Source organism: Dolichospermum flos-aquae CCAP 1403/13F (genome assembly GCF_012516395.1).
Lineage (GTDB): Bacteria > Cyanobacteriota > Cyanobacteriia > Cyanobacteriales > Nostocaceae > Dolichospermum > Dolichospermum lemmermannii.
Window position 1 is genome coordinate 4,891,218 of record NZ_CP051206.1, and the last position, 23,467, is coordinate 4,914,684.

Sequence of the window (23,467 nt, forward strand, 5' to 3'; positions counted from 1 at the left end):
TCTGGGGTATGGTGGCGTGAGTCGAGGGAAATCCGATGATAAGTTACTTAATATACTAATATTATATAATACATTAAATTTTGTATCTTTGCTTATGACCTATATTTATATTGGATATTGTAAAATGGTATTTGGGAGATTTTAGAGCAAATTATATTTGCTTAACTGTTTTCTAATTAAATTAACGACGCTCCTCTCAAAGAGGCATTACGAATTATTATGGAACGTGGTCTTTTATGGTTGCCTCTGTTAGTAGCATTTTTCTGGTTAGCGTGGCAAGGTTCACAGGAATTTAAGAAACTTCAAGCTTATCAAATTTGGGCAGAACAATTTGAACGGGCTAAATATGATATTTATGCAGTGTTAGCTCAAAAAGGTGATGATATCACTTGGGGAAAACCCACAACTAAAGGACCAATTGAATTAGAAACTTTTTCTTTGTTGGATGTTCAAGAAATTCGTTTTTTAGTAAATGGTAATGCCGTAGATATAGAAAATCCCCCCCCCAAAGGTCGAAAAATTGAATTAGAGTTTTTATTAACTACTCCTAAATCAATTTGTGTTCCATTTACAGAAGTTCCCCTCGCAGCAGAATGGGCTAAGTTTTTACAGAGGACATTAAAGAATTTGCAGATGCAAACACCGTAAAGAATTATGAGGGTATACAGCCCCTTTCAGTTATCAGCACATAATTATGAGATCCAGAATTGAAAATAACATTTTATTTATTCACCATGAAGACGTACCAGAATTTAAAAAAGGCGGTTCTGTAGTTAGAAATTCCTACTTTTGGGCTTTACGTTCCATTGCTGGACGTGCTAGACGTTATCATGATTGGGAATACGAATCAGAAGTTTGGTTAGCACTAGAACGAATGCTTTTATCATTTACTGAATCTGGGTATTTAGGTTATAAAGAAACAATGTTAGAGTTTCCCTTATCACAAGGTGAAATTCCTACTGTGTTACGGAATGCAGCCACTTGGGAATAAATTACCATTTCCTCTTATTTGCTATTCCTACTTGCTCAGAGAAGTAAATTAGGATAGATGTAAGAATATTCAGCTAATTAGTGTAATTACGGACAGGAGAGTCACTAATGAGAGAACCCAGTAAAAATTTCAAACCTTTATTTACTCAAGAAACTCCCATAGAAGTAGAACAAATGGGGCTAACCTGGTTAGTAGCAGCGGCTATAGTCACAGCAATTATGTGGCAGATACCCATAGGTAATTACATTTTATACCCATTTTCGTATCGGCTCAATAAATAGGGGTAACAGAGGAAAATAAGTGCAACGAGGTACACACAGTGTCATCAGCAATTCTCATTTTGAAAAAAATAAAGTACTCATTTTACGTACCCTTCAAATAATTGATATTACCAAATCAAGACCTACGCAACTGGCACATTAGTAGGGTGTGCCAGATATCAACAATCTGTTTATTTGCAGGATTTATACAGTCTGACGCACCCTACAATACAACAGATTCTTAGTGTGACACTTACGTAAGTGCTATTAAAAATGAAGAGTATCATATTTGATTATTTAGTTAAATACTACAAACACTTATTTGACATAAAAAGTTACAAGCGCAAATATTGAGTTTTCTTATATTAGTAATTTGCGTGTATTGGATAGTGCTATGACGACAATTTTCAACGCCAATCTACTGATCAGATCATGATCAACTAGATTCTCTAATGTGACATTTTTCTGATACAATCAAAAATCCGACTCCTTTAACATAGATTGACGTATGAGCAAGGGTACACTATTTGACAAAGTTTGGGACTTACACACCGTTGGTACAATGCCATCAGGATTAACGCAACTATTTATTGGACTACATCTTATTCATGAAGTTACAAGTCCCCAAGCCTTTGCGATGCTCAAAGAAAGGGATTTAAAAGTATTATTTCCAGAACAGACTATAGCCACAGTTGATCATATTGTTCCCACAGAAAACCAAGCCCGTCCCTTTGTGGATAGCATGGCCGAAGAAATGATTCAGGCATTAGAAAAGAATTGTCAAGAAAATGATATAACTTTTTACAATATTGGTTCAGGGAATCAAGGTATAGTTCACGTCATTGCCCCGGAATTGGGACTGACCCAACCGGGAATGACCATCGCTTGTGGAGATAGCCACACATCAAGTCATGGTGCATTTGGAGCGATCGCCTTTGGTATCGGTACAAGCCAAGTTAGAGACGTTCTCGCCTCCCAAACCCTATCATTATCAAAATTAAAAGTCCGCAAAATCGAAGTTAAAGGCCAATTAAAACCCGGAGTTTACGCCAAAGACGTAATATTGCATATTATCCGAATCCTGGGCGTAAAAGGTGGTGTAGGCTACGCTTACGAATTTGCAGGCACTACTTTTGAGCAGATGAACATGGAAGAACGGATGACCGTTTGTAACATGGCCATAGAAGGTGGTGCAAGATGCGGATACGTCAATCCCGACAAAATTACTTACGATTATCTAAAAAATAGAGACTTTGCCCCCAAAGGTGCAGACTGGGAAAAAGCTGTTTTTTGGTGGGAATCTCTCAGTAGTCATGCTGATGCCGAATATGATGATGTCGTAGTATTTAATGCCGAAGATATTCCCCCCACAGTCACATGGGGAATTACACCAGGTCAAGGAATTGGCGTAGATGAAAAAGTCCCCACAGCCGCAGAACTCCCAGAAGAAGACCGCTTTATCGCCGAAGAAGCATATCGCTACATGGATTTATATCCAGGTCAACCCATTCAAGGAACAAAAATTGATATCTGCTTCATTGGAAGCTGCACCAACGGACGCATAAGCGACCTCAGAGAAGCCGCCAAAATCGCCCAAGGTCGCCAAGTTGCCAAAGGTGTAAAAGCCTTTGTAGTCCCAGGTTCAGAAAGAGTCAAAAAAGAAGCGGAAGCCGAAGGACTAGATAAAATCTTTGTTCAAGCTGGCTTTGAATGGAGAGAACCAGGTTGTTCCATGTGTTTAGCCATGAACCCCGACAAACTCCAAGGCAGACAAATCAGCGCCTCCTCCTCCAACCGCAACTTTAAAGGCAGACAAGGATCATCATCCGGTCGCACCTTACTCATGAGTCCCGCAATGGTAGCCACAGCAGCCATAAAAGGCGAAATTGGCGACGTGCGCGACTTGTTATAAAAATCTTGTGGGGTGGGCATACTTCGACAAGCTCAGTACAAGTCTTGCCCGCCCAATACAGGCTAGAAGCCTGTACTACAAAAACCCCTTCTTTTCTTCTTCCTTCGTGTCCTTCGTGCCTTCGTGGTTCATTAATATTATGGTAAGTGAAGTCAAACAAATATCCGGTAACGCCGTTCCCCTCATTGGTAACGACATAGACACCGACCGAATTATCCCCGCCCGCTACTTAAAAGCCATCACCTTTGACGACTTAGGAGCAGGCGTATTTGTGGACGATAGAAAAGCCTTAAATGGTGAACACCCATTTGATCAAATCCATTACCAAGGCGCGAAAATCCTCATAGCTAACCGCAACTTCGGCTGTGGTTCATCACGAGAACACGCGCCCCAAGCCCTGGCTAAATGGGGAATTAAAGCCCTGATTGGTGAAAGCTTCGCGGAAATCTTTTTTGGTAACTGCGTGGCAATGGGGATACCATGCGTAACTGCTGAATTTGAAGTAGTTAAACAGTTGCAAGAATTAGTTATCGCTAATCCTCAAGAAGTCCTTACCATAGATTTGGAAAAATTGCAAGTAAAAATTGGTAATTTTACTGCCTCAGTTGTCATGAGTGAAGGGACAAGAAGCGCTTTTATTGCGGGAACTTGGGACGCTTGCGGACAGTTGGTAGCAAATGCCCAACAGGTAAAAGCAACAGCAGCAAAATTACCTTACATTGCTTGGGGTCATTTAGCAGCTAGTTAGTCGGTGATCTTTTTGCCTCTGTGGTAGTATTTTATCGAACCACAGAGGCACAGAGAACACAGAGAAAAGATCATATTGAATTAATTATTAGATGAATGCAATTAATTATTGGTTAATGAAGTCAGAACCAGCAGTTTATAGTATTACTGACTTAGAACAACAACGAGAAACAATTTGGGACGGTGTGCGTAATTATCAAGCCCGGAATTTTCTCAGACAAATGCACATAGGAGATTTAGCATTTTTCTATCATTCTAATGCTGAACCTCCGGGGATTTTTGGCTTAATGCGAGTTGTGAAAACAGGTATTGCTGACCCGACACAATTTGATATAAATAGTAAATATTATGATAGCAAATCAACTCTTGAATCTCCCCGTTGGCAAACTGTGAAAGTGGAATTTGTGGAAGTTTTTAGTAATCCACTTTCACTATCAACACTCAAATTAAAGTTTAGTGATGATGAATTATTAGTAGTGAAAAAAGGTAATCGTCTATCAATCAATCCTGTCATAGAATCAGTCGGAAGAGAGATATTAGAAATGGGAAGAGATATTTAGCAATCCTAAAATAAGATATTAAAATTTCTTCCTTCTCTACCTCTGTGTTCTCTGTGCCTCTGTGGTTCGATATCAGTTCTTTGTCGGTAAAATAGTATGATATATATAGTTCCTAAAAATATTCTCTATCAAATTGTAGGGAGTGAAATTTATGACTGAACAAGATAATAACTCCTGGAAAAAAAAGATAACTGGGGTTTTTAATCAAGCTACCGATAAATTAACCCAATTTTTACCAATAGAACAAGTTACACAAACTGTAGGACAATGGTTTAGTGTGAGTGATACTCAAGTTGCGGAAATTCTCGAAACTATTCGGGCTGAATTACCAACTACGGAAGCTTTGCTATTAGGAAAACCCCAAGCGGGTAAAAGTTCGATTGTCAGGGGTTTAACTGGGGTATCTGCGGAAATTATCGGCCAGGGTTTTCGTCCTCATACCCAAAATACCCAACGTTACGCATATCCTGCTAATGATTTACCATTGCTGATTTTTACAGATACGGTAGGTTTAGGAGATGTCAGTCAAGATACTGAAGCTATTATTCAGGAATTAATCGGCGATTTACAACAGGAAACAAATAAAGCTAGAGTTTTGATTATCACTGTCAAAATTCATGATTTTGCAACTGATACTTTGCGGCAAATTGCTGAAAAATTACGACAGCAATATCCAGATATTCCCTGTTTATTAGTAGTAACTTGCTTACATGAAGTTTATCCGTCAGAAGTTGCCAATCATCCTGATTATCCCCCAGATTTTCTAGAATTGCAGCGGGCATTTATCGCCATTAAAGAAAATTTTTCAGGTTTATATAATAGTGCGGTTTTAATTGATTTCACTTTAGAAGAAGATGGTTATAATCCTGTATTTTACGGTTTAGAAAGACTGCGAGATAATTTATCCCAACTCCTCCCAGAAGCAGAATCAAAGGCAATTTATCAATTATTAGATCAACAAGCTGGCGAAAAATTAGGTAATATTTATCGAAACGCTGGCAGACGTTATATTTTGCCATTTTCTATCATGGCGGCAACTTTGTCCGCTGTGCCTTTACCTTTTGCGACTATGCCCGTTTTAACTGCCTTGCAGGTGTCCATGGTGGGATTGTTGGGTAAATTATATGGACAGACTATCACACCATCTCAAGCTGGGGGTATTGTCAGTACCATTGCTGGTGGTTTTGTCGCCCAAGCGGTAGCACGGGAATTAATTAAATTTATCCCTGGTTTTGGCAGCGTTATTGCGGCATCGTGGGCAGGGGCTTATACATGGGCTTTAGGTGAAGCTGCTTGTGTGTATTTTGGCGATTTAATGGGTGGGAAAAAACCCGATCCTCAAAAAATTCAAGCAGTCATGCAAGAAGCCTTTACAGGGGCAAAAGAACGGTTTAAGGGGATGAAAAGTTAAAGAGGGTTTCGCGCCCAGACGCTAAGGAGCAAAGGCGCAAAGGAAGAAATTTTTGGAAATTTGAAGTTTTAATTATCCAATAAGCGTTACTCTAGACGGTAAAGTTCAAATATTATTATGACACCGGAAGAAATAGCAGGTACGTTAACAGAGTTATTTAGTGCTGAAGTTGTAAAATCTATTGCCCCTGGTTCTTGGCAGGTAGAAACTCCTGATTTTCGGTTATTGGTGCTGCTTTCAGATGATAATTCTTGGTTGCGAGTATTGCTGCCAATTATGCCTTTACAAGAGGCCGCAGCATTTCTCACCCAGTTTCTAGAAGCTAATTTTGATGATACCCAAGAAGCACGGTATGCTGTATATGACGGGGTAGTATGGGGGGTATTTCAGCATAATAGTGGCACTTTAAGTAATGCAGATTTTGCTAATGCCATCGCTCGCCTGATTTCATTATATCAAGTCGGTGTTAATGATGTTTTTAATAATTTGGTGGAAGCTCGGATTCGCGAAATTATTAAAGCAGCTAAACAACAGGGACAATCTCTCGAAGCCACTATGCAAAATTTAGACCGTTTTTATGCGGAAGGATTATTAGGAGATATTGACCAAAATCCCCAGACAAGATTACAAGTTTTAGCAGCTTGGCAACGACAATTAGAACGTCTTTGGGTGGAAATGTAATGAAGGTAATCGGGAAATAGGGGAGATATTTACCAATTACAAATAACAACATCGTAAAAATTATTAAAGCAAACTCTAAGGAATCCGGGGAATGACACTTGCAGAAATCCAAACTCAAATCAAAAACCAAGTAGCTAAAATTGAAGAGCAACAACAAGCATTGTTAGATTCTCAAAAAGAATTATCTTTGCTTTTGGAGAAGAAAAAAATCATGGAACAAGTAGCATACAAAAAAATTAAAGCAGCCGTCCAGTTATTAAGAGAAGCCCAAGCTGATTTAGAGTTTACGAATGAAGATATTCTCGACATCACTAAATCAAAAATGATTAGCCCTGAAGGAGAAAATGACTTTGACATAGAAGAATATAACCAGAATAGTTTAATTTTAGGGTCTATAGAAATTGATCTAGAAAAATCTGAACTTAGTATTGCAGAAGGTCAAAAAGAATTGGTCAATGCCTTAACGGAGAAACTAGATGATTTTGAATTTGCTTTATCCTGTTTACCTGTAGAAGAAAGAGATTGTGCAAGAGTAAAGCTACAATCTATCATAGGTAATTTTGTAAAGTAGTAATGAACGTCCGGATCAATTCCTAAAACTGCTTAACTTCCGCAATAAATTTATTACCACCAGCAAAACATCAATTTATGGATATTGTTGAAACTCTTAAAGCCGATTATGCTAGATTTCCGGTAAATCAAACTTACAGCATTTATGCCGATGATGTTTATTTTCAAGATGCTGTTTTTAAGTTTCGGGGAATTGAACTTTATAAATGGATGATTAAATTCATTCAGACTTTTTTCTCCAATCTCAAACTAGATTTACATAATATCCAATCTCAGCAAGAAAATATTAAAACTGAATGGACTATGAGTTGGAATTCTCCTTTACCTTGGAAACCTCACATTTCTGTTTCTGGTTGGAGTGAATTACGTCTAAATGCTGACGGTTTAATCGTTTCCCATATTGATTATTGGCACTGTTCCCGTTTGGATGTCATTAAGCAGCATTTCATTTCTGTGAAAAATCAATCATAATGTAAATAAATGTAAACAAAATTCAGGCAGTAAGGAATCATTGATGCGAGTAATTTTAATGACAGGGAAAGGTGGCGTGGGTAAAACCTCCGTTGCCGCAGCCACTGGACTCCGTTGTGCAGAACTCGGCTATCGGACATTGGTTTTAAGTACGGACCCAGCCCACTCCCTTGCTGATAGCTTTGACGTTGAATTAGGCCATGATGCCCGCCTTATTCGTCCTAATTTATGGGGTGCAGAATTGGATGCACTGCGAGAATTAGAAGGTAATTGGGGGGCTGTCAAACGCTATATTACCCAAGTTTTACAAGCCAGTGGTTTAGACGGGATACAAGCGGAAGAGTTAGCAATTTTACCAGGCATGGATGAAATTTTCGGCTTGGTGAGAATGAAACGTCATTATGATGAAGGGGAATTTGACGTTTTAATTATTGATTCTGCCCCGACTGGTACAGCATTACGGCTGTTAAGTTTGCCTGAAGTTGGCGGTTGGTATATGCGTCGTTTTTATAAACCGTTCCAAAATATTTCCGTAGCCCTAAGACCATTTGTAGAACCTATTTTTAAACCCATTGCTGGTTTTTCTTTACCAAATAAAGAGGTAATGGATGCACCTTATGAGTTTTATGAGCAAATTGAAGCTTTGGAAAAAGTTTTAACTGATAATACTCAAACCTCAGTCCGTCTAGTTACCAATCCCGAAAAAATGGTAATTAAGGAATCTCTTCGCGCTCACGCTTATCTAAGTTTGTATAATGTAGCCACAGATTTAGTTATTGCTAACCGGATTATTCCTCAAGAAGTTACAGATCCATTTTTCCAACGGTGGAAGGAAAATCAAGAACAATACCGTCAAGAAATTCACGACAATTTTCTCCCTCTCCCAGTCAAAGAAGTCCCTCTCTACTCTGAAGAACTGTGTGGTTTAGCAGCTTTGGAAAGGTTGAAAGAAACTCTGTACAAAGATGAAGATCCAACTCAGATTTATTATAAAGAAACCACAATCAGAGTGGTAAAAGATAATAACCAATACAGTTTGGAACTTTATCTACCCAATATTCCTAAAAGCCAAATTCAACTGAAAAAAACGGGAGATGAATTAAACATTACTATTGGCAATCATCGCCGTAATTTGGTATTACCTCAAGCTTTGGCAGCACTGCAACCAGCAGGAGCAAAAATGGAAGATGATTATCTGAAAATTCGCTTTGCTGACAATGTAAATTCTATCTAAACTTTCAAAACTTTTAGATCCCCGACTTCTTCCTTGATTGTGTTAAGAAATTATAATTAATGCTAAGAGGTCGGGGATCTTACCCAACTATTTATTAAATAACCTGAATTCTTACGTACAAATTTATTTTTAACAATGGAATTTGCACCTCTATTTCCCCTTGTTTATCGGCTTCTCCAACCCACTTTTCCCCTGCGATTCCTAGGTCGCGCAACGCTTACGCCCTCTCATATCCCAAGAAGCGAACTGCTTGCAGCAGCGCAACGCTTACGCACCCCCCACATCCCCCAAAAAGCGATTCGTACGGAGCTTTTCCACATTCACAAAAATAAATTATGTTATAAATTTAACCAGCTAAATACTTCTTGAACAGTTATATCTAATTCAACCCCTGTAAGAACTGGTAAGCGATCGCTATTTTTAAGTTCCCTAACTCGGCGATCGCTGTCTACTACTAAAATACTCTCATCTTCGGGATCAAGCAACCAACCCAACTCAGTACCATACTCAGCGCAGTGTAGTAATTTGGCTAGGACTTGTTTATATCTCTGATCGGGAGAGAGAATTTCAATAGCCCAATCTGGATGGATTTCAAAACGATTGGCAATCCTTCCTGATGGCAACCGAGGGATTCGCTCCCAAAGAAATACAGCTATATCTGGAACGATCGCTAACCCACCAAAAACACAGCGTAGTTCTGGAAAAGCTTTGGCAATTTTTTGAGGTTTAGTAATTTGATTAATAGTTTCGCATAGATCGATCTGAAGTTGGCTATGTTCCCCTTGAGGCATAGGTTTCTGTGTGATTTGTCCATGAATAAATTCAGAAGCAGGTTCTGTTTCTGGCAATTGCAAAAATTCTCCGATAGTTGTGGGTTTAATTGCTGCAATAGTCATAGCTTTATGCCTTCTCAAACCTCTTTAATTTTAACAGCGATCGCACCCACACCCCAAAAAGTGATTCCTAGGTCGCGCAACGCTTACGCCCCAGGGCAAACGCACCTAAATTCTGTAATCCATGCCCAGCAAGGGTTTTAACTTTTAGTTACAAAACTTAACAATCGTCAAAACCTTTGTCCAGTAAGCATTCTAAAAATAAGATGCGCTTGCCCTGGCTATCGCATTCCCACATCCCCAAAAAGCGATCGCACTCATCAAAAAAGATGATCCTACTATCTATGACCAAGCCTTTCAACAGCAGCTTTTATAGCTTCAAGTAAAATATCCAATGGTATTTCTTGAGCAATAACCGAGCTTTCGCAATCTACAGGCAATATAAAAAGTAGATTTTGAGGATCATCTTGATTGATTAATCATTAAAAGAATGATTTTACTGCACGCAGAGGCGCAGAGGCACAGAGAGTAAGAGTTGGAAATTAGGGTTTTAGTAACAGATAAAATAATTGTCCATTACTGACTGTTACCCCAGCCCTTTCTCCTGCGGCTTCACCTGTTCCTAGAAAGTAATCTACCCTCCCAGCACCTTTAATTGCACCACCTGTATCCTGATCTAAAACGTAACGACTCACCAGCCGATTTTCGATTTTATTACTCTTATTAATATAGGGAAAAGGAGCGCGAATTAATGCTAAAGCACCGGGAGGCATGAGAGATTTATCTGTAGCAATAGAACGTTCTGGAGTTAGTGGTACACTAATAGAACCTTGGGCTGGTTTTCCGTAGGTTTCCTGGAAAAATACAAAACTTTGATCACGAGGAATATAAATATTTAAATCCTGGGGATGTTTGCGGAAATAGTCGAGGATAATGGGCATATTTAACCCTTCTAAGGGAAATTTACCATCATCAACTAATGATCTGCCTAAACTTCGATAATTATAAGCTGTATTACTTGCATAACCGATAGTTGTCTGAGTTCCATCTGTTAATTTGAGTTTGGCTGAACCTTGAATTTGAATCATATAAGGTTCAAGACGATCTTTAAACCAAAATAACTCCAATCCTTTTAATTTTCCTTTGCTACCTTGTAAACCATCTACACCTTCTAATTCTGATCTGCTAGGATGGGGTTTAGCCCAAGATTCTAAGTCAGCAGGAGAACGATAAGCTGGATAGCGAAACTCTTTTGTTGGTTGACGACTGGCTAAATACAAAGGTTCATAATAAGCGGTAAATAAAACTGTTCCTTTGTTATCTCTGCCTACAGATTGATAAAAAACAAACTCTTTTTCGATAGCTGCTTGGAGTGCTTGAGGCGATTTTGTGGAAATCAATAATTTCCGAAATCTTTGCAAACTATTATAAACTCTTTCTCTGGTAATTTCTGATTTTTGATAGGCCTTAATTGCCCTTGGCGTTTGCAAATATTGGAGACTGTAATCTATAGATTGTAATAATGCTTTTTTATTAGCAATTTCGTCATTCTTCTCATCATAAATTGCCTGATCTAAACAAGAAATTTCCTCTTGACAACAGGTAACTGGGACTCTCGGAATAAGTACAGGTAACTTCTTTTTTGTTGGATTTACTAACGCTGGTAAATTCCATTTTCCTAACCGACATTCTGGGGGACTAAGTTCTTGATTGGGGAGTGGTTGTATGCCCACAATCAAACTGGCCATAAATATAGGTAAGCTAATAGTAATGTTAGCAAAATGCTGGTTATTCATTCATGTTATGGTAGGTAGCAACGGCAGAAGGTGAAATCCGATTTAAATAGCGGAAAATCCAATATTTAAAAATCGTATCTAAAATTACGGGAAATGTGGCAATAAATAAGAAAATAAAATCTCGATTGGCTGGTAATCCCCAATGCCGTGATATTCCTTCTAAGAGAACTTCCCAACCGTGAGGAGAGTGAAAGCCGACAAAAACATCGGTAAATAAAATGATAATAAATGCTTTAGCACTATCGCTTAAACCATAGACTACATTATCGAAGAAATCTTTTAATACAGCGATATCAGATTTGCTAACAAGTAATAAGATAGTGAAAGTAATTACCGCGAAAATATCAGCAAATACATTTTTAATGGCATTATCACTTTCTTTGCGAAATTCCTTTTTTACTTCCTCTGCTTTTTCCTTCATTTTTGTTTCTAATTCTTCAGCCCCAAGCGCAGGTGCATTACTAATTAAGGCTTCAAATTTGATTCTTTCTTCAAACCTTTGTAATGCTAATAATCCTTCTTCTTCCATTTCTCCATTTAAGAAAACTTCTACTGTTTTCTCATTTCGGAAATGTTCTACCAATGGACCAACAATTAAAGCTTTGGATAATTGATGAGTCAGAAGAGGAACGATAATAAGTAGCAGTATAAACCGAATTGAGATAATACTTCTTTGTTGGGCTTTACGAAAATTCTTAACTACATTTTGTTCAGATTCTGGATCTAATTCTACTTGTAGCCGCGTAATTGTGCTTAAAATTGAACGAGGTAAAATACCTGTAGTATTGGCTTTTCCTCTAGATATATTTTGGCTAACTTTCCGTGATGTTTTTGGTGTAAATTGTGGAGAATTAACTAAATCTGTGGGGGGTTCAACAGGTTGAGGATGGGAATTTCTATAATTTGTATCTATATCATTATTAGTGTATTTAGATGTAATTTGATCAATGAATTCTAGTTTCTCTAAAATTGATGCTGGGCTAGAATATTCTATCCCCACTTTCATAGCAGCTTTTTGTTTGGATTCATTCGCAAACCACCGACTGGCTTTGAATTCCGTCAGCCGCATTTGTACAGTTTTTAATAACTTTTGCAAATCTCCTTGAAAATAATCCATGACGCTGGTGCTGTGCATGGTAAATTCGGAGTCTATTTTGTTACCATTGAAGTGTTTATCTTCAATTTCCTTAATTTGTATAGCCGCTTGATAAGCTGTATCTAAAGAACGTTCTGGTGTCAGTAGATACCATCTGTAAGCAGCTAGTAAAAAGGGGTATATTTTTTGGCTAAACACGGTATTTTTCATCGAGACAATTATTTGGCATTATTTACTAAATTCTTAAACTTAAGTTAACGCAAAAAGAATGATTTCTGATTCCCTTTGGATTTTTGGTACTAGTCGTAGTGGTAAAACTACTCGCTTGGTAAACCAGTTTAGTGCTTGGTTGCAAATTGATAGTCAAGTACCTGATTTATTTTATAATAAAAATATTCACAATTCCCAACCTCAACCTATAGATTCAAAGGTGAATTTACACCAAAAAGAACTAGGTATTTTATTGTTAGCTGCTAATGATGATAACCGCAGGGAATTAGCTGATAGAGTTACCACTTTAACATTAGGAAAATATCCTATTCGCGTTAAAACAGCTTTGGGTTTTTTCCAAGATGAGGTGATTTTATTTTGGCCGTTACTAATTGATTTGTTGTCAATTAAAGCTCAATTTCCCGTCAGATTACGCCCAGAAACGGAACAAGAATTGGCGACAAAACTCTGGAGTTGTCAGCTAGATTCAGAGGTTTTGCGGCGTGTAGGGATGAATGAAAATCGTTTGGTCAGACGTATCCTGGATTTATGGCAATTAGCAGCTTATAGCGGTGTACCCTGTGAAGACATTCCTAAAATATTGCACAGTGGTTTAGAAGATAGTTCTATCAATTTAGAACCACAGTTTTTGGGTTCTTTACTACTAAATTGGCGGAATTGGTGTTTAGAACGGGGGTTATTGACTTATGCGCTAATTACTGAACTGTATCACCAAAAATTATTAACTAATAGTAGCTATCAGGAACATCTAAAACAACGCTATCAGGGCATCATAGCAGATGATGTAGATGATTATCCGGCGATCGCTGCTAACTTATTTGAATTTTTATTAGATGCTGGGGCTGTGGGCGCGTTTAGCTACAATTCCCATGGGAAGGTACGCTGGGGTTTAGGTGCAGATCCTGAGTATTTAGCCAGATTATCTGCCCGTTGTCAAGTAGAAAATTTAACCTCACAACCTAAGAATAGTTTGGGTTATTCTCTCACCAGTCAAATGGTAGAATTGGTAACACAGCCCATGACAATGTTACGTTTACCAAGTTATGTCCAGCCTATTCAAACCACTTCCCGCGCCCAGCTATTACGCCAAACAGCCGAGATGATTATTGATGGGGTTAAATCCGGGGAAGTGGCGGCGGATGAAGTAGCGATTATTGCACCGGGTTTAGATGCGATCGCTCGTTATACCTTGGTAGAAATATTAACTAAACAAAATATCGAAGTTGCATCTCTCAACGAACAACGCCCTTTAATCAGTTCCTCGGTAGTCAGAGCATTACTTACCCTCATGGCTCTAGTTTACCCCGGTTTAGGACGGTTAGTAGATAGGGATGCGGTGGCGGAAATGTTGGTGGTTTTGAGTCAATATCAAACTCAAAATGGAGAGGAAAAAGAATTCCATCATTCTAAAATAGATCCAGTGCGGGCTGGGTTAATCGCCGATGCTTGTTTTGTTCCCCACCCCGACACACCCAATTTATTACCCGTGAAAACCTTTGAACGCTGGGATAGAATTGGCTATATTGCCACTCAGTCCTATGAAAAAATATTACAATGGATTCAAGCACAACGGGAGCAATATCATCAGCGCCTTCTCCTCACACCTATTTTTTTCTTGTACCAAGCTATTCAAGACTTTGTGTGTAATGATAAGAACCCTTCATATCAAGAATTAGCAGCATTAAGAGAATTATTAGAAACAGCCCAACATTATTGGGAAATAGACACCCGCTTAAAACAAACCGATCCTCTATTTCTTTCGCTGCATACACCAGAAACTCTCAGTATTACCATTATTGATAGCGATAGCGTGGCGATAGCCATATTTATTCAACTGCTGCGACGGGGGACAATTACTGCAAATCCCTATCCTATCCGTCCCATTGGTAGCAGTAGAAAGGCTGTAACTTTAGCAACTATATTTCAATACCGAGCGAGTCGCAAAAATCACCGTTGGCATTTTTGGTTAGATATTGGTTCACCGCTATGGGCTAAAGGTGGTGCGGCGACTTTATTTGGTGCTACTTTATTTTTACAGGATAGGTTAGGACAACCTTGGACAGCAGCAGATGAAGAATTAGCGGAAGAAGAAAGATTACAAAGAATTGTCGCTGATTTGCTGGCGCGGGTGTCTGATAAATTGTATTTGTGTCACAGTGATTTGGCTGTCAATGGACAGGAACAAATTGGACCTTTATTACCTTTAGTTCATGCTTGTGAAGTGGTGTAAATAATTGGCAATTTCCATAACTATAAATAAAACCTCTATGGAATTATAGAGGCTTTTTATTTAAAATCTATTTACCGACTCTTAGCTTTTCATTGCTTTTTTAGCAATCCCCATTTCCACCATTCCCACCTCCATTATAAGAGCTAAGATCAGTAGGAATTATCTTAGTTCCTGATTGATTTAAACTGAATGTACCGGAAGGATCTGCTTTGAATACTGCGGGGCTAATTCCGGAACTTCCTGCTGAAGAATTATACAAAAGAAACTCTCCTGGATAAGTGCCGCTTTCTCCCGGTTTTAAAGTTTGTTGTTGTAGGGGTGACTTCTCCCCAAAATTATAAAAAATCCTCGGTGCTTCTGTATTATTTTTAAGTGTAAATCCTCCAGCAATATTAGAAGCTTGTTCCGAACTTAATTCCGATAAACAATTTTCATCAAAAGCGTTTAAAGAAGTATCTTTTTTTGTCTGGGAAGTCGTCAAATTTGCTTGCAACATAATCTTATATCTCCAAAATAAAATAGTTGGAATTAACCTGCTATAAACAGATTATGCTTTAATAAAAGTAATTTAATTAATCCTGAGTTAGATATTTTAAATTAACCCTAAGATAGATGACTGACATTAATATGATGAGAGATAGTCAGTTTCCTGACCTAGAACAATTGCTTTTCAAGATAGGTTTTAAGAAAGTACCAACAATAGGCTCTCAACCTTATTATTAAGATATAATTATTTAAAATCATCCCCTACTGAAAAACTTGAAATTCAAACTATGAAAATAAAAGTCATTATTCACAAAGAAGAAACTCAAATTCTTCTTTTTGGTTATTTATATTTTTTGGTATTTTGATTTCATTCAGACTCATTTTCTCATTTTCTCTTCTAAATTTATTGTCAATACCTTATTAACAGGATTTACGCAACTTTATATTTAAGCTATTTCTGTTACTTATTACACTTATGTCTGTACTAGAAAATGAAGTGCGGAATGTGGGTAGTAAGAAAATAGGGAACAAAAAAATTCTCGGCTTTTTTTGACAAGACAGTGGAGAGTTTTACCGTATGCTATATTACTAGGGAAATAATCGGAGTGTGGTGGTGAATATGACAGATGATTACACAATTCAATTTACTTTTGCTGTTAATGACCCAGAATTAGATGATGACAGACGGCTAAAAATAGCAAGTAAGTTGCTGCGGGAATTACGAGATTCCGACGAAGTGGAAAAAGCAGACCGTGCTGAAGATCTTAACCCAGAAGCAGGAAGTAAGCCAGGTTTTGCAACTTTGATCGGAGTGCTGACAGCACAAGTCAGTATGAAAAATATTAAAACATTTTTAGCCTTTTTGGGCGATCGCTTGGGAGACAAACCCATCGAACTGACTGTCAAAGTCGGTGATAAAGAAGTCAGTATCAAAGCCAAAAGCCGCCAAGAACTGCTAGAAAGCGAAAAAATAGCAAAAGACCTATTAGCCGCAATGGGTGGTGACAATGGCTAAAAAAATGGCTCTACTGATTGGAGTCAGTGAATATGGTGCAGGTATCCCACCCCTATTATCTGCACTCAATGATGTCCAGGCTATGGAACGAGTTTTGCGAAATCCCAACTTGGGAAATTTTGCACAGGTAGAACGGCTGCTGAATCCTGATTCAGTAGCTATGAGAATAGCAATTCAAAAGCTGTTTAAGAATGCAGGTAAAGAAGATTTATTATTATTCTTTTTTTCTGGACATGGAATTACTAATGATGATAATCATCTCTATTTAGCAACTCGCAACACAGCAAAAGATAACTTTGAAGCCACTGCTGTAGATGCAAATTTTATTCAAACACAATCAAAAAGTTGTTATTCCAAACGACAAGTTTTAATTTTAGATGCTTGTTACAGTGGTGCTTTTGCTAATGGTTGGCACACAAAAAGTATTGGAGTAGATATCAAAAAGCAATTAGGTGCAGAAGGACGAGTTGTGCTGACATCTTCTGGTGCAACTCAAACTTCCTTTGCACAAGAAGGTGCAACACTTTCCCTCTATACTCAATATTTAGTTGAGGGAATTGAGACAGGTGCAGCAGATACAGATAACGATGGCAATATTCATGTCCAAGAACTACACACTTACGCTAAATCAAAAGTCCAAGCGGTGAAGCCTAACATGACACCGGATATCATTCTGGACAAGGAAGGATACAATATTTTATTGGCCTATGCTCCCAAAAATCCAGAAGCAGAGTATCGCAAATTGGTTGAACAATATGCTAAAAATGGTGGACTTAAAAGAATTGCTATTGAAGTTTTAAAAGCAAAACGGAAAACTTTGGTAATTACAAATGCAAAAGCCGAGGAAATAGAAACGGAAGTTTTAGAACCTTTTCGGAGACGATTAATAAATTTGCAAAGTTATAAACAATATTTTGCAGAAGAAGTTGAGCAACAATATCCTCTAGATGAACATACTTTGAAGATATTAAAAGATTATCAACAAGATGTTTTAGGTTTTAGAGATGAGGATGTAGCATCAATTGAGTTAGAAATTACATCCGTTAAAGAAGCAGAATATCAAAAACAGCTTCAGATACAAAAGCAGCAAGAAAAGGAAGCATTGCAACTTCAGCAACAAACAAAAGCATTATCACAATTACGATTGCAGCAAGAAGCAGAAAGATTGCACCGCCAGCAAGAAGCAGAAGCAGCCGAACAACTAAGATTGCGGCAAGAAGCAGAAAGATTGCAACGCCAGCGAGAAGCAGAAGCAGAAAAAAATAAATCTAGTTATCAGTTAAAGACTTTTCAGTTTGAAACTGCTCAGATAACTTTAAAAAGCTCAATGCTTGGTTTGGTAAAAACACCGGAGATTAAACGTATTGCCAAAAGCGCCGAGTATTTTACCCAAGACTTAGGAAATGGTGTATTACTGGAAATGGTACATATTCCTGGAGGGACTTTTCTTATGGGTTCTCCAGAAAATGAGAAAGACCGAAATTCTTCCGAAAGTCCACAACATCAAGTTACCGTTCCTTCGTTCTTTATGGGTAAATATCCAGTCACTCAAAAACAATGGCGACTTGTAGCTGCTTTACCCAAGATTAAGATTGATTTAGAATCTGATCCATCGAACTTTAAAGGTGATGGTTCGACTTCGCTCACCAACAATCTGCCGATTGAGTGTGTATCGTGGAATCATGCTCAAGAATTTTGCGCCAGACTTTCCTGCAAGACAAATAAGACCTATCGTTTACCTAGTGAAGCCGAATGGGAATATGCTTGTCGCGGGGGAACAACCACACCATTTTATTTTGGGGAAACAATTTCCACAGAATTGGCAAATTATGATGGTAACTACACCTATGGTGGTGGTGCAAAAGGAGAATATCGAGAGAAAACCACAGAGGTAGGAAAATTTCCTGCTAACCCTTGCGGTTTATACGATATGTGTGGTAATGTATGGGAATGGTGCGAAGATGAGTAGCACGGAAATTATATAAATGCTCCCGCTGATGGTAGTGCGTGGTCAAATGGTAGCAATAATTACATGAGTCTGCGGGGCGGGTCTTGGATCTACCCTCCTCAATTCTGCCGTTCCGCGTCTCGCCCCTTCAACTCCCGCGACAACCGCTTCAACCTTATTGGTTTTCGTGTTGTCTGCGTTGTTGGGAGAATTCTTCAGTAGCCCTTTATACTTTTCCCCTCTTACACTTTGCGCTCTTGATTTTTCCCTTCCCTAGCGTAACGGAGTGGAGCGATAAAAAATATTTTTTTAGATTTTCGGATGCTTGATGAGTGCTTCGTCCATAATACAGAAAACTTTAGATTTAGTCAAGTAGATAATAGCATAGAATAGATCCCCGACTTCTTAAAGAAGTCGGGGATCTGGCAACATCTAAGATATCTTTAAAGTAAACACGAAAATGACCCGCTTTATACACGATCAATTCGCCAAGGACTACTTAGAAGAACTACTCAAACCTTATGGAGAAGTACAAGCAGCCAGTCAAGTAGCTGGAGAAATCCGAGAAATAGACGTATTGTTTACACCATTTCCCAACCAAACAACCAACGTAGAACTATTAGGATTATTAGGAAAATTAGCCACAACACCAGCTATTTTTGAGCCATTTCGCAATCCAGCATCAACAGAAGAAATCTGTGATTGTCTGTTAAAATCATTAGAAGTCAGAGGTGCATTAAGAAGAGCAGCCAAACGCGAACAAACCAACAAAACAAAAATCGAAATTCCTAAATTGTGGATTCTCACCCCCACAGCCTCAAGAAACATCTTATCAGGATTTAGCGAGACAACAAAACCAGATTCCTTACCCGGAATATACTATTTAGCAAAATCATTACAGGCCGCAATTGTTGTTATTCATCAATTACCACAAACTCAAGAAACACTGTGGTTAAGACTTTTAGGTAGAGGTACAGTCCAAAAACGAGCAATTGATGAATTAGCTGCGTTACCATTAAATCAACCTTACGTCAAAATCACCTTAGAACTACTCTATAACCTCCAGAAAAACTTAAAAATCAATCAAAGTTCACAAACAGAAGATCAGGAGTTGATTATGCGATTAGCACCACTTTACCAACAAGATAGAGAACTAGCTAAACAAGAGGGATTACAAGAAGGACTGCAAAAAGAAAAACGTCTAATTATCCGGCAATTAAATCGTCGAATTGAGGAAATTGACTCATTATTAATTCAAAAAGTTCAAGAGTTAACTGTTGAAAAACTTGAAGAATTAGGAGAAGCTTTGTTAGATTTTACTTCAGTTACAGATTTAGAAACTTGGCTGCAACATAATTCAATTAATTAGCTGCAACGTCCTAATTTTTCTGCACTATTAACAATAGCGATCGCTCTGCCCATTGTATCTTATTTTCTGGGTAATGCTTAGGGTGAAGGATGCGATAGCGAAGCGCTGCTGCAAGCAGTTCGCTATCTATCTACCTAACTTAATTATGAGATTTAAAATAGATAATCAAACCAAAACATTTGATTAATTAGTTTCCTATATTTAGGTTATAGCACAAACAGACGTAAAGACTTGTTTTGCTGTTAATTGTAAATTGGGAAAGATTGAGGAAACCAGTTTATCGTTGTTTTGAAACAATCGCTTTTGATATTCGTCTTCTACTAACGTACAAATTGTAATTGTTGGCTGCTTGGTTTTGCCAATATATTCTCTACCACCAATGCCTAAATAATCTACAATCCAATATTCAGGAATAGCTAATAGGGCATAATCTTCAACTTTGCGAGCATAATCATTTTGCCAGTTTGTGCTGACAACTTCAGCAATTAGTTTAATTGATTTTCCTGATGTAATTACAGGTTCTTGTTGCCATAATGGTTCATTGATTAGTTGTGTTTGGTCTAATATGATCACATCGGGACGAAAGGCTGTGTTTGTTCCCAGTAGTTTGATCAAGCAGCGATGGGGGATAAAGTATGGTAAATCATAATGATCAATTTCCACATTCAGTTTTCTGCCAATGAAAGATGATACCTGTTCATGTGGTCCTGTGGGTTCCATCTCGATTAATTCCCCATCAATAAGTTCATAGGGATAGCTGTCACCATATTGAGTAATAAATTCATCAGATGTAATTAATTTTAGGGTTGATTGTACCATTATTATTTTTCTAGCTGTATCTTATTTTCTGGGTGATTCTTAGGGTGAAAGTTGCGATAGCGAAGCGCTGCTGCAAGCAGTTCGCTATATAGCTGATTTAATTATTTAATTTTCACTCTTAATGTCTGATATCTACAATTATGCCACAATAGCGAGATTAGGTAAAAGCATTAGGAGTTTTAGTTGTGGAGTCCCCCCAAAAAACATCATACCAACCAGCCGCAATAGAGGAAAAATGGCAACAAACATGGTTAGAACTTGGCTTAGATAAAACCCCTCAAGATACAAACAAGCCAAAATTCTACGCGCTTTCCATGTTCCCTTACCCATCTGGTAGCTTGCACATGGGTCACGTTCGTAACTATACAATTACAGATGTGATTGCCCGCCTCAAACGGATGCAAGGGTATCGGGTATTACATCCAATGGGTTGGGATGCCTTCGGACTACCAGCAGAAAACGCCGCCATTGATAGAGGTGTACCCCCTGCTAAATGGACATATCAAAATATTGCCCAAATGCGGCAACAATTACAACGTCTGGGTTTATCCTTAGATTGGGAAACTGAACTTGCTACCTGTTCCCCCGATTATTACAAATGGACACAGTGGATTTTTCTGCAATTTTTACAAGCCGGTTTAGCTTACCAAAGAGAAGCCGCAGTGAATTGGGACCCCATTGACCAAACTGTATTAGCAAACGAACAAGTTGATAACGAAGGACGTTCTTGGCGCAGTGGGGCAATAGTAGAACGTAAATTACTACGTCAATGGTTTTTTAAGATTACCGACTACGCCGAAGAATTATTAAATGACTTAGATAAACTCACAGGTTGGCCGGAACGAGTTAAATTAATGCAAGCCAACTGGATAGGAAAATCCACAGGTGCTTATTTAGAATTTCCTATTGTCGGCTTAGATGAAAAAATCGGCGTTTATACTACCCGTCCCGATACCATTTATGGTGTGAGTTACGTTGTTTTAGCCCCAGAACACCCCTTAACTCAGGTTATTACCACATCAGACCAAAAAGCAGCAGTAGCAGCCTTTATCAAGGAAGTCAGCAACCAAAGCGAGTTAGAACGGACTGCGGAAGACAAACCAAAACGCGGTATTCCTACGGGGGGAAAAGTCGTGAATCCCTTCACTGGGGAAGAAGTACCCGTATGGATTGCAGATTATGTTCTCTATGAATATGGTACAGGTGCGGTAATGGGTGTACCGGCACATGATGTCCGAGATTTTAAATTTGCTAAAGAACAAGATTTAGCTATTAAAGTGGTAATTGTTCCCGAAGTTGGTGCAGAAGAAACTTTAAAATCAGCATATACAGAAGCGGGAATTTTAGTTAATTCTGGTGACTTCAATGGCATGAATTCTGTAGATGCGAAAAAAGCCATTATCGAATTTGCCGAAAAACAAAACTTTGGTAAATTAAGAATACAATATCGCCTCAGAGATTGGTTAATTTCTCGACAACGTTATTGGGGCGCACCTATCCCTGTTATTCACTGTCCTGAATGTGGAATTGTGCCTGTACCTGACAAAGATTTACCTGTCCAATTACCAGAAGATATTGAATTAAGTGGTCGTGGTGGTTCACCTTTAGCACAACTAGAAAGTTGGGTAAATGTGCCTTGTCCAACTTGCGGTACTCCTGCGAAACGGGAAACCGATACAATGGATACTTTTATTGATTCTTCTTGGTATTTCTTACGTTATCCTGACGCGAAGAATGAGGAAAAGATTTTTGATTCTGGTAAAGTAAATGATTGGATGCCTGTAGATCAATATGTAGGAGGAATTGAACACGCAATTTTACATTTATTGTATTCGCGTTTCTTCACTAAAGTATTGAGAGATAGAGGTTTATTTAATTTTGATGAACCATTTCAAAAGTTGTTAACTCAGGGAATGGTACAGGGTTTAACTTACATGAACCCGAATAAAGGTGGTAAGGATAAATGGATTCCTTCAAATTTAGTTGATGCTAATAATCCTCTAGATCCACAAACTGGAGAACCTTTACAACGTCTCTATGCTACCATGTCTAAATCAAAAGGCAATGGTGTTGCCCCGGAAGATGTGATTAATAAATATGGCATTGATACGGCGAGAATGTTCATTTTATTTAAAGCACCTCCTGAAAAAGATTTAGAATGGGATGAGGCTGATGTTGAGGGGCAATTCCGCTTTTTAAATCGCGTTTGGCGGTTGGTGACAGATTATGCTGCTGCGGGAGTTTGTAAGCAAAAAGCGGAAATTGATAAGTTAAATAAAGCCGAAAAAGATTTGCGTCGCGCAATTCATATTGCTATTCAAGCAATTACGGAAGATGTGGTAGATGAATATCAATTCAATACGGCAATTTCGGAATTGATGAAGTTAAGCAATGCCTTGACTGATGCTGATTGTCATAATTCGCCAATTTACGCGGAAGGGATGCAAACTTTGGTGATTATGTTAGCGCCTTTTGCCCCCCATATTGGTGATGAATTATGGCAATTGTTGGGGAATAAAAGTTCTGTGCATACCCAAACTTGGCCAAGTTTTGATCCTGCGGCTTTGATAGCTGATGAAATTACTTTGGTAATTCAAATTATGGGTAAAACTCGCGGCGCTATTCAAGTTCCTTCGCAATCTGATAAGGCTGAGTTGGAAAAATATGCGCGTGAGTCGGAAGCTGGACAACGTTATTTGGAAGGAAAGGAAGTTAAGAAGGTGATTGTTGTTCCTGGTAAGTTGGTGAATTTCGTTTTGGGTTAGTTTTTGTAGGTTGGGTTAAATGAAATGCAACCCAACTTATGT

Annotated in this window: 20 protein-coding genes and 2 pseudogenes; 17 read left to right on the forward strand and 5 right to left on the reverse strand. The window is 38.3% G+C overall.

The features are described from left to right. Window positions 1–219 precede the first annotated feature (219 nt). The 11 genes and pseudogenes from HGD76_RS23405 to HGD76_RS23455 all read left to right on the forward strand — a co-directional run bounded on the left by HGD76_RS23405 (window position 220) and on the right by HGD76_RS23455 (window position 8,837). Window positions 220–648 (forward strand): hypothetical protein, encoded by a 429-nt coding sequence (locus HGD76_RS23405; protein WP_015080947.1) that lies wholly within the window; start codon window positions 220–222, stop codon window positions 646–648. 46 nt (window positions 649–694) lie between these two features. After that, window positions 695–991 carry a hypothetical protein gene (locus tag HGD76_RS23410; protein ID WP_015080946.1) on the forward strand — a complete coding sequence of 99 codons (297 nt, stop codon included), beginning with the start codon at window positions 695–697 and terminating at the stop codon, window positions 989–991. A gap of 107 nt (window positions 992–1,098) precedes the next feature. Then, window positions 1,099–1,254 (forward strand): annotated as a pseudogene (locus HGD76_RS23415) (M50 family metallopeptidase); the annotation flags it as partial. Window positions 1,255–1,759: 505 nt separating this feature from the next. Then, complete coding sequence (gene leuC / locus HGD76_RS23420; protein ID WP_168697184.1) at window positions 1,760–3,163, forward strand: 3-isopropylmalate dehydratase large subunit; 1,404 nt, start codon at window positions 1,760–1,762, stop codon at window positions 3,161–3,163. Window positions 3,164–3,302: 139 nt separating this feature from the next. Further along, a complete protein-coding gene (gene leuD, locus HGD76_RS23425; protein ID WP_015080015.1) occupies window positions 3,303–3,911 on the forward strand; it encodes a 3-isopropylmalate dehydratase small subunit in 609 nt (202 codons plus the stop codon). Between the two features lie 91 nt (window positions 3,912–4,002). Then, on the forward strand, window positions 4,003–4,470 hold the full coding sequence (locus HGD76_RS23430; protein ID WP_015080014.1) for an EVE domain-containing protein: 468 nt from the start codon (window positions 4,003–4,005) through the stop codon (window positions 4,468–4,470). A 151-nt stretch (window positions 4,471–4,621) separates the two neighbouring features. Further along, window positions 4,622–5,881: a YcjF family protein gene (locus HGD76_RS23435; RefSeq protein ID WP_168697185.1), complete on the forward strand. Its 1,260-nt coding sequence runs from the start codon at window positions 4,622–4,624 to the stop codon at window positions 5,879–5,881. Window positions 5,882–5,998: 117 nt separating this feature from the next. Next, complete coding sequence (locus tag HGD76_RS23440) at window positions 5,999–6,562, forward strand: hypothetical protein (RefSeq protein ID WP_168697186.1); 564 nt, start codon at window positions 5,999–6,001, stop codon at window positions 6,560–6,562. 91 nt (window positions 6,563–6,653) lie between these two features. Beyond that, window positions 6,654–7,133 (forward strand): hypothetical protein, encoded by a 480-nt coding sequence (locus HGD76_RS23445; RefSeq protein ID WP_015080011.1) that lies wholly within the window; start codon window positions 6,654–6,656, stop codon window positions 7,131–7,133. Between the two features lie 77 nt (window positions 7,134–7,210). Continuing rightward, the gene (locus HGD76_RS23450; protein ID WP_168697187.1) at window positions 7,211–7,603 is read left to right on the forward strand and encodes a C6orf136 family protein; all 393 of its coding nucleotides are present in this window, start codon (window positions 7,211–7,213) and stop codon (window positions 7,601–7,603) included. 43 nt (window positions 7,604–7,646) lie between these two features. Then, entirely contained in the window at window positions 7,647–8,837 is a 1,191-nt protein-coding gene (locus tag HGD76_RS23455) for a TRC40/GET3/ArsA family transport-energizing ATPase (protein ID WP_148764960.1), read from the forward strand. A 338-nt stretch (window positions 8,838–9,175) separates the two neighbouring features. Here HGD76_RS23455 and HGD76_RS23460 read toward each other — a convergent pair whose 3' ends face one another. Continuing rightward, complete coding sequence (locus HGD76_RS23460; protein ID WP_148764955.1) at window positions 9,176–9,733, reverse strand: Uma2 family endonuclease; 558 nt, start codon at window positions 9,731–9,733, stop codon at window positions 9,176–9,178. A gap of 6 nt (window positions 9,734–9,739) precedes the next feature. Between HGD76_RS23460 and HGD76_RS26060 the strand changes: the two genes are divergently transcribed. After that, complete coding sequence (locus HGD76_RS26060; protein ID WP_256370317.1) at window positions 9,740–9,874, forward strand: hypothetical protein; 135 nt, start codon at window positions 9,740–9,742, stop codon at window positions 9,872–9,874. A 338-nt stretch (window positions 9,875–10,212) separates the two neighbouring features. Here the strand turns inward: HGD76_RS26060 and mltA are convergent, their stop codons facing one another. Next, window positions 10,213–11,466, reverse strand: coding sequence for a murein transglycosylase A (gene mltA, locus HGD76_RS23465; protein WP_168697188.1), 1,254 nt, complete (start codon window positions 11,464–11,466; stop codon window positions 10,213–10,215). Then, window positions 11,459–12,772, reverse strand: a complete 1,314-nt coding sequence (locus HGD76_RS23470; protein WP_168697189.1) for a proton extrusion protein PcxA — start codon at window positions 12,770–12,772, stop codon at window positions 11,459–11,461. The genes mltA and HGD76_RS23470 overlap by 8 nt, the downstream gene beginning before the upstream one ends. Before the next feature lie 58 nt (window positions 12,773–12,830). Here HGD76_RS23470 and HGD76_RS23475 point away from each other — a divergent pair, with 58 nt between their 5' ends. After that, entirely contained in the window at window positions 12,831–15,023 is a 2,193-nt protein-coding gene (locus HGD76_RS23475; protein ID WP_168697190.1) for a recombinase family protein, read from the forward strand. A 100-nt stretch (window positions 15,024–15,123) separates the two neighbouring features. Here the strand turns inward: HGD76_RS23475 and HGD76_RS23480 are convergent, their stop codons facing one another. Then, complete coding sequence (locus HGD76_RS23480) at window positions 15,124–15,519, reverse strand: hypothetical protein (protein WP_168697191.1); 396 nt, start codon at window positions 15,517–15,519, stop codon at window positions 15,124–15,126. Window positions 15,520–16,128: 609 nt separating this feature from the next. On the opposite strand from HGD76_RS23480, the gene HGD76_RS23485 reads away from it, so the two are divergent. The 3 genes and pseudogenes from HGD76_RS23485 (at window position 16,129) to HGD76_RS23495 (ending at window position 19,841) form a co-directional block, all read left to right on the forward strand. After that, window positions 16,129–16,524, forward strand: coding sequence for a hypothetical protein (locus tag HGD76_RS23485; protein ID WP_015080005.1), 396 nt, complete (start codon window positions 16,129–16,131; stop codon window positions 16,522–16,524). Then, window positions 16,517–18,694: pseudogene (locus tag HGD76_RS23490) on the forward strand (caspase, EACC1-associated type). Before HGD76_RS23485 ends, HGD76_RS23490 begins: the two are co-directional and overlap by 8 nt. Before the next feature lie 238 nt (window positions 18,695–18,932). Next, window positions 18,933–19,841: a DUF4351 domain-containing protein gene (locus tag HGD76_RS23495; RefSeq protein ID WP_168697192.1), complete on the forward strand. Its 909-nt coding sequence runs from the start codon at window positions 18,933–18,935 to the stop codon at window positions 19,839–19,841. A gap of 201 nt (window positions 19,842–20,042) precedes the next feature. Here HGD76_RS23495 and HGD76_RS23500 read toward each other — a convergent pair whose 3' ends face one another. Then, window positions 20,043–20,660, reverse strand: a complete 618-nt coding sequence (locus HGD76_RS23500) for a Uma2 family endonuclease (protein WP_168697193.1) — start codon at window positions 20,658–20,660, stop codon at window positions 20,043–20,045. 185 nt (window positions 20,661–20,845) lie between these two features. Between HGD76_RS23500 and leuS the strand changes: the two genes are divergently transcribed. Beyond that, complete coding sequence (gene leuS, locus HGD76_RS23505; RefSeq protein WP_168697194.1) at window positions 20,846–23,425, forward strand: leucine--tRNA ligase; 2,580 nt, start codon at window positions 20,846–20,848, stop codon at window positions 23,423–23,425. Window positions 23,426–23,467 lie beyond the last annotated feature (42 nt).

Bases quoted from the DNA above. Each gene is read 5' to 3' on its own strand.
- HGD76_RS23405 (WP_015080947.1), top strand. From the start codon at position 220: ATGGAACGTGGTCTTTTATGGTTGCCTCTGTTAGTAGCATTTTTCTGG.
- HGD76_RS23410 (WP_015080946.1), top strand. From the start codon at position 695: ATGAGATCCAGAATTGAAAATAACATTTTATTTATTCACCATGAAGAC.
- leuC (WP_168697184.1), top strand. From the start codon at position 1,760: ATGAGCAAGGGTACACTATTTGACAAAGTTTGGGACTTACACACCGTT.
- leuD (WP_015080015.1), top strand. From the start codon at position 3,303: ATGGTAAGTGAAGTCAAACAAATATCCGGTAACGCCGTTCCCCTCATT.
- HGD76_RS23430 (WP_015080014.1), top strand. From the start codon at position 4,003: ATGAATGCAATTAATTATTGGTTAATGAAGTCAGAACCAGCAGTTTAT.
- HGD76_RS23435 (WP_168697185.1), top strand. From the start codon at position 4,622: ATGACTGAACAAGATAATAACTCCTGGAAAAAAAAGATAACTGGGGTT.
- HGD76_RS23440 (WP_168697186.1), top strand. From the start codon at position 5,999: ATGACACCGGAAGAAATAGCAGGTACGTTAACAGAGTTATTTAGTGCT.
- HGD76_RS23445 (WP_015080011.1), top strand. From the start codon at position 6,654: ATGACACTTGCAGAAATCCAAACTCAAATCAAAAACCAAGTAGCTAAA.
- HGD76_RS23450 (WP_168697187.1), top strand. From the start codon at position 7,211: ATGGATATTGTTGAAACTCTTAAAGCCGATTATGCTAGATTTCCGGTA.
- HGD76_RS23455 (WP_148764960.1), top strand. From the start codon at position 7,647: ATGCGAGTAATTTTAATGACAGGGAAAGGTGGCGTGGGTAAAACCTCC.
- HGD76_RS23460 (WP_148764955.1), bottom strand. From the start codon at position 9,733: ATGACTATTGCAGCAATTAAACCCACAACTATCGGAGAATTTTTGCAA.
- HGD76_RS26060 (WP_256370317.1), top strand. From the start codon at position 9,740: ATGCCTTCTCAAACCTCTTTAATTTTAACAGCGATCGCACCCACACCC.
- mltA (WP_168697188.1), bottom strand. From the start codon at position 11,466: ATGAATAACCAGCATTTTGCTAACATTACTATTAGCTTACCTATATTT.
- HGD76_RS23470 (WP_168697189.1), bottom strand. From the start codon at position 12,772: ATGAAAAATACCGTGTTTAGCCAAAAAATATACCCCTTTTTACTAGCT.
- HGD76_RS23475 (WP_168697190.1), top strand. From the start codon at position 12,831: ATGATTTCTGATTCCCTTTGGATTTTTGGTACTAGTCGTAGTGGTAAA.
- HGD76_RS23480 (WP_168697191.1), bottom strand. From the start codon at position 15,519: ATGTTGCAAGCAAATTTGACGACTTCCCAGACAAAAAAAGATACTTCT.
- HGD76_RS23485 (WP_015080005.1), top strand. From the start codon at position 16,129: ATGACAGATGATTACACAATTCAATTTACTTTTGCTGTTAATGACCCA.
- HGD76_RS23495 (WP_168697192.1), top strand. From the start codon at position 18,933: ATGACCCGCTTTATACACGATCAATTCGCCAAGGACTACTTAGAAGAA.
- HGD76_RS23500 (WP_168697193.1), bottom strand. From the start codon at position 20,660: ATGGTACAATCAACCCTAAAATTAATTACATCTGATGAATTTATTACT.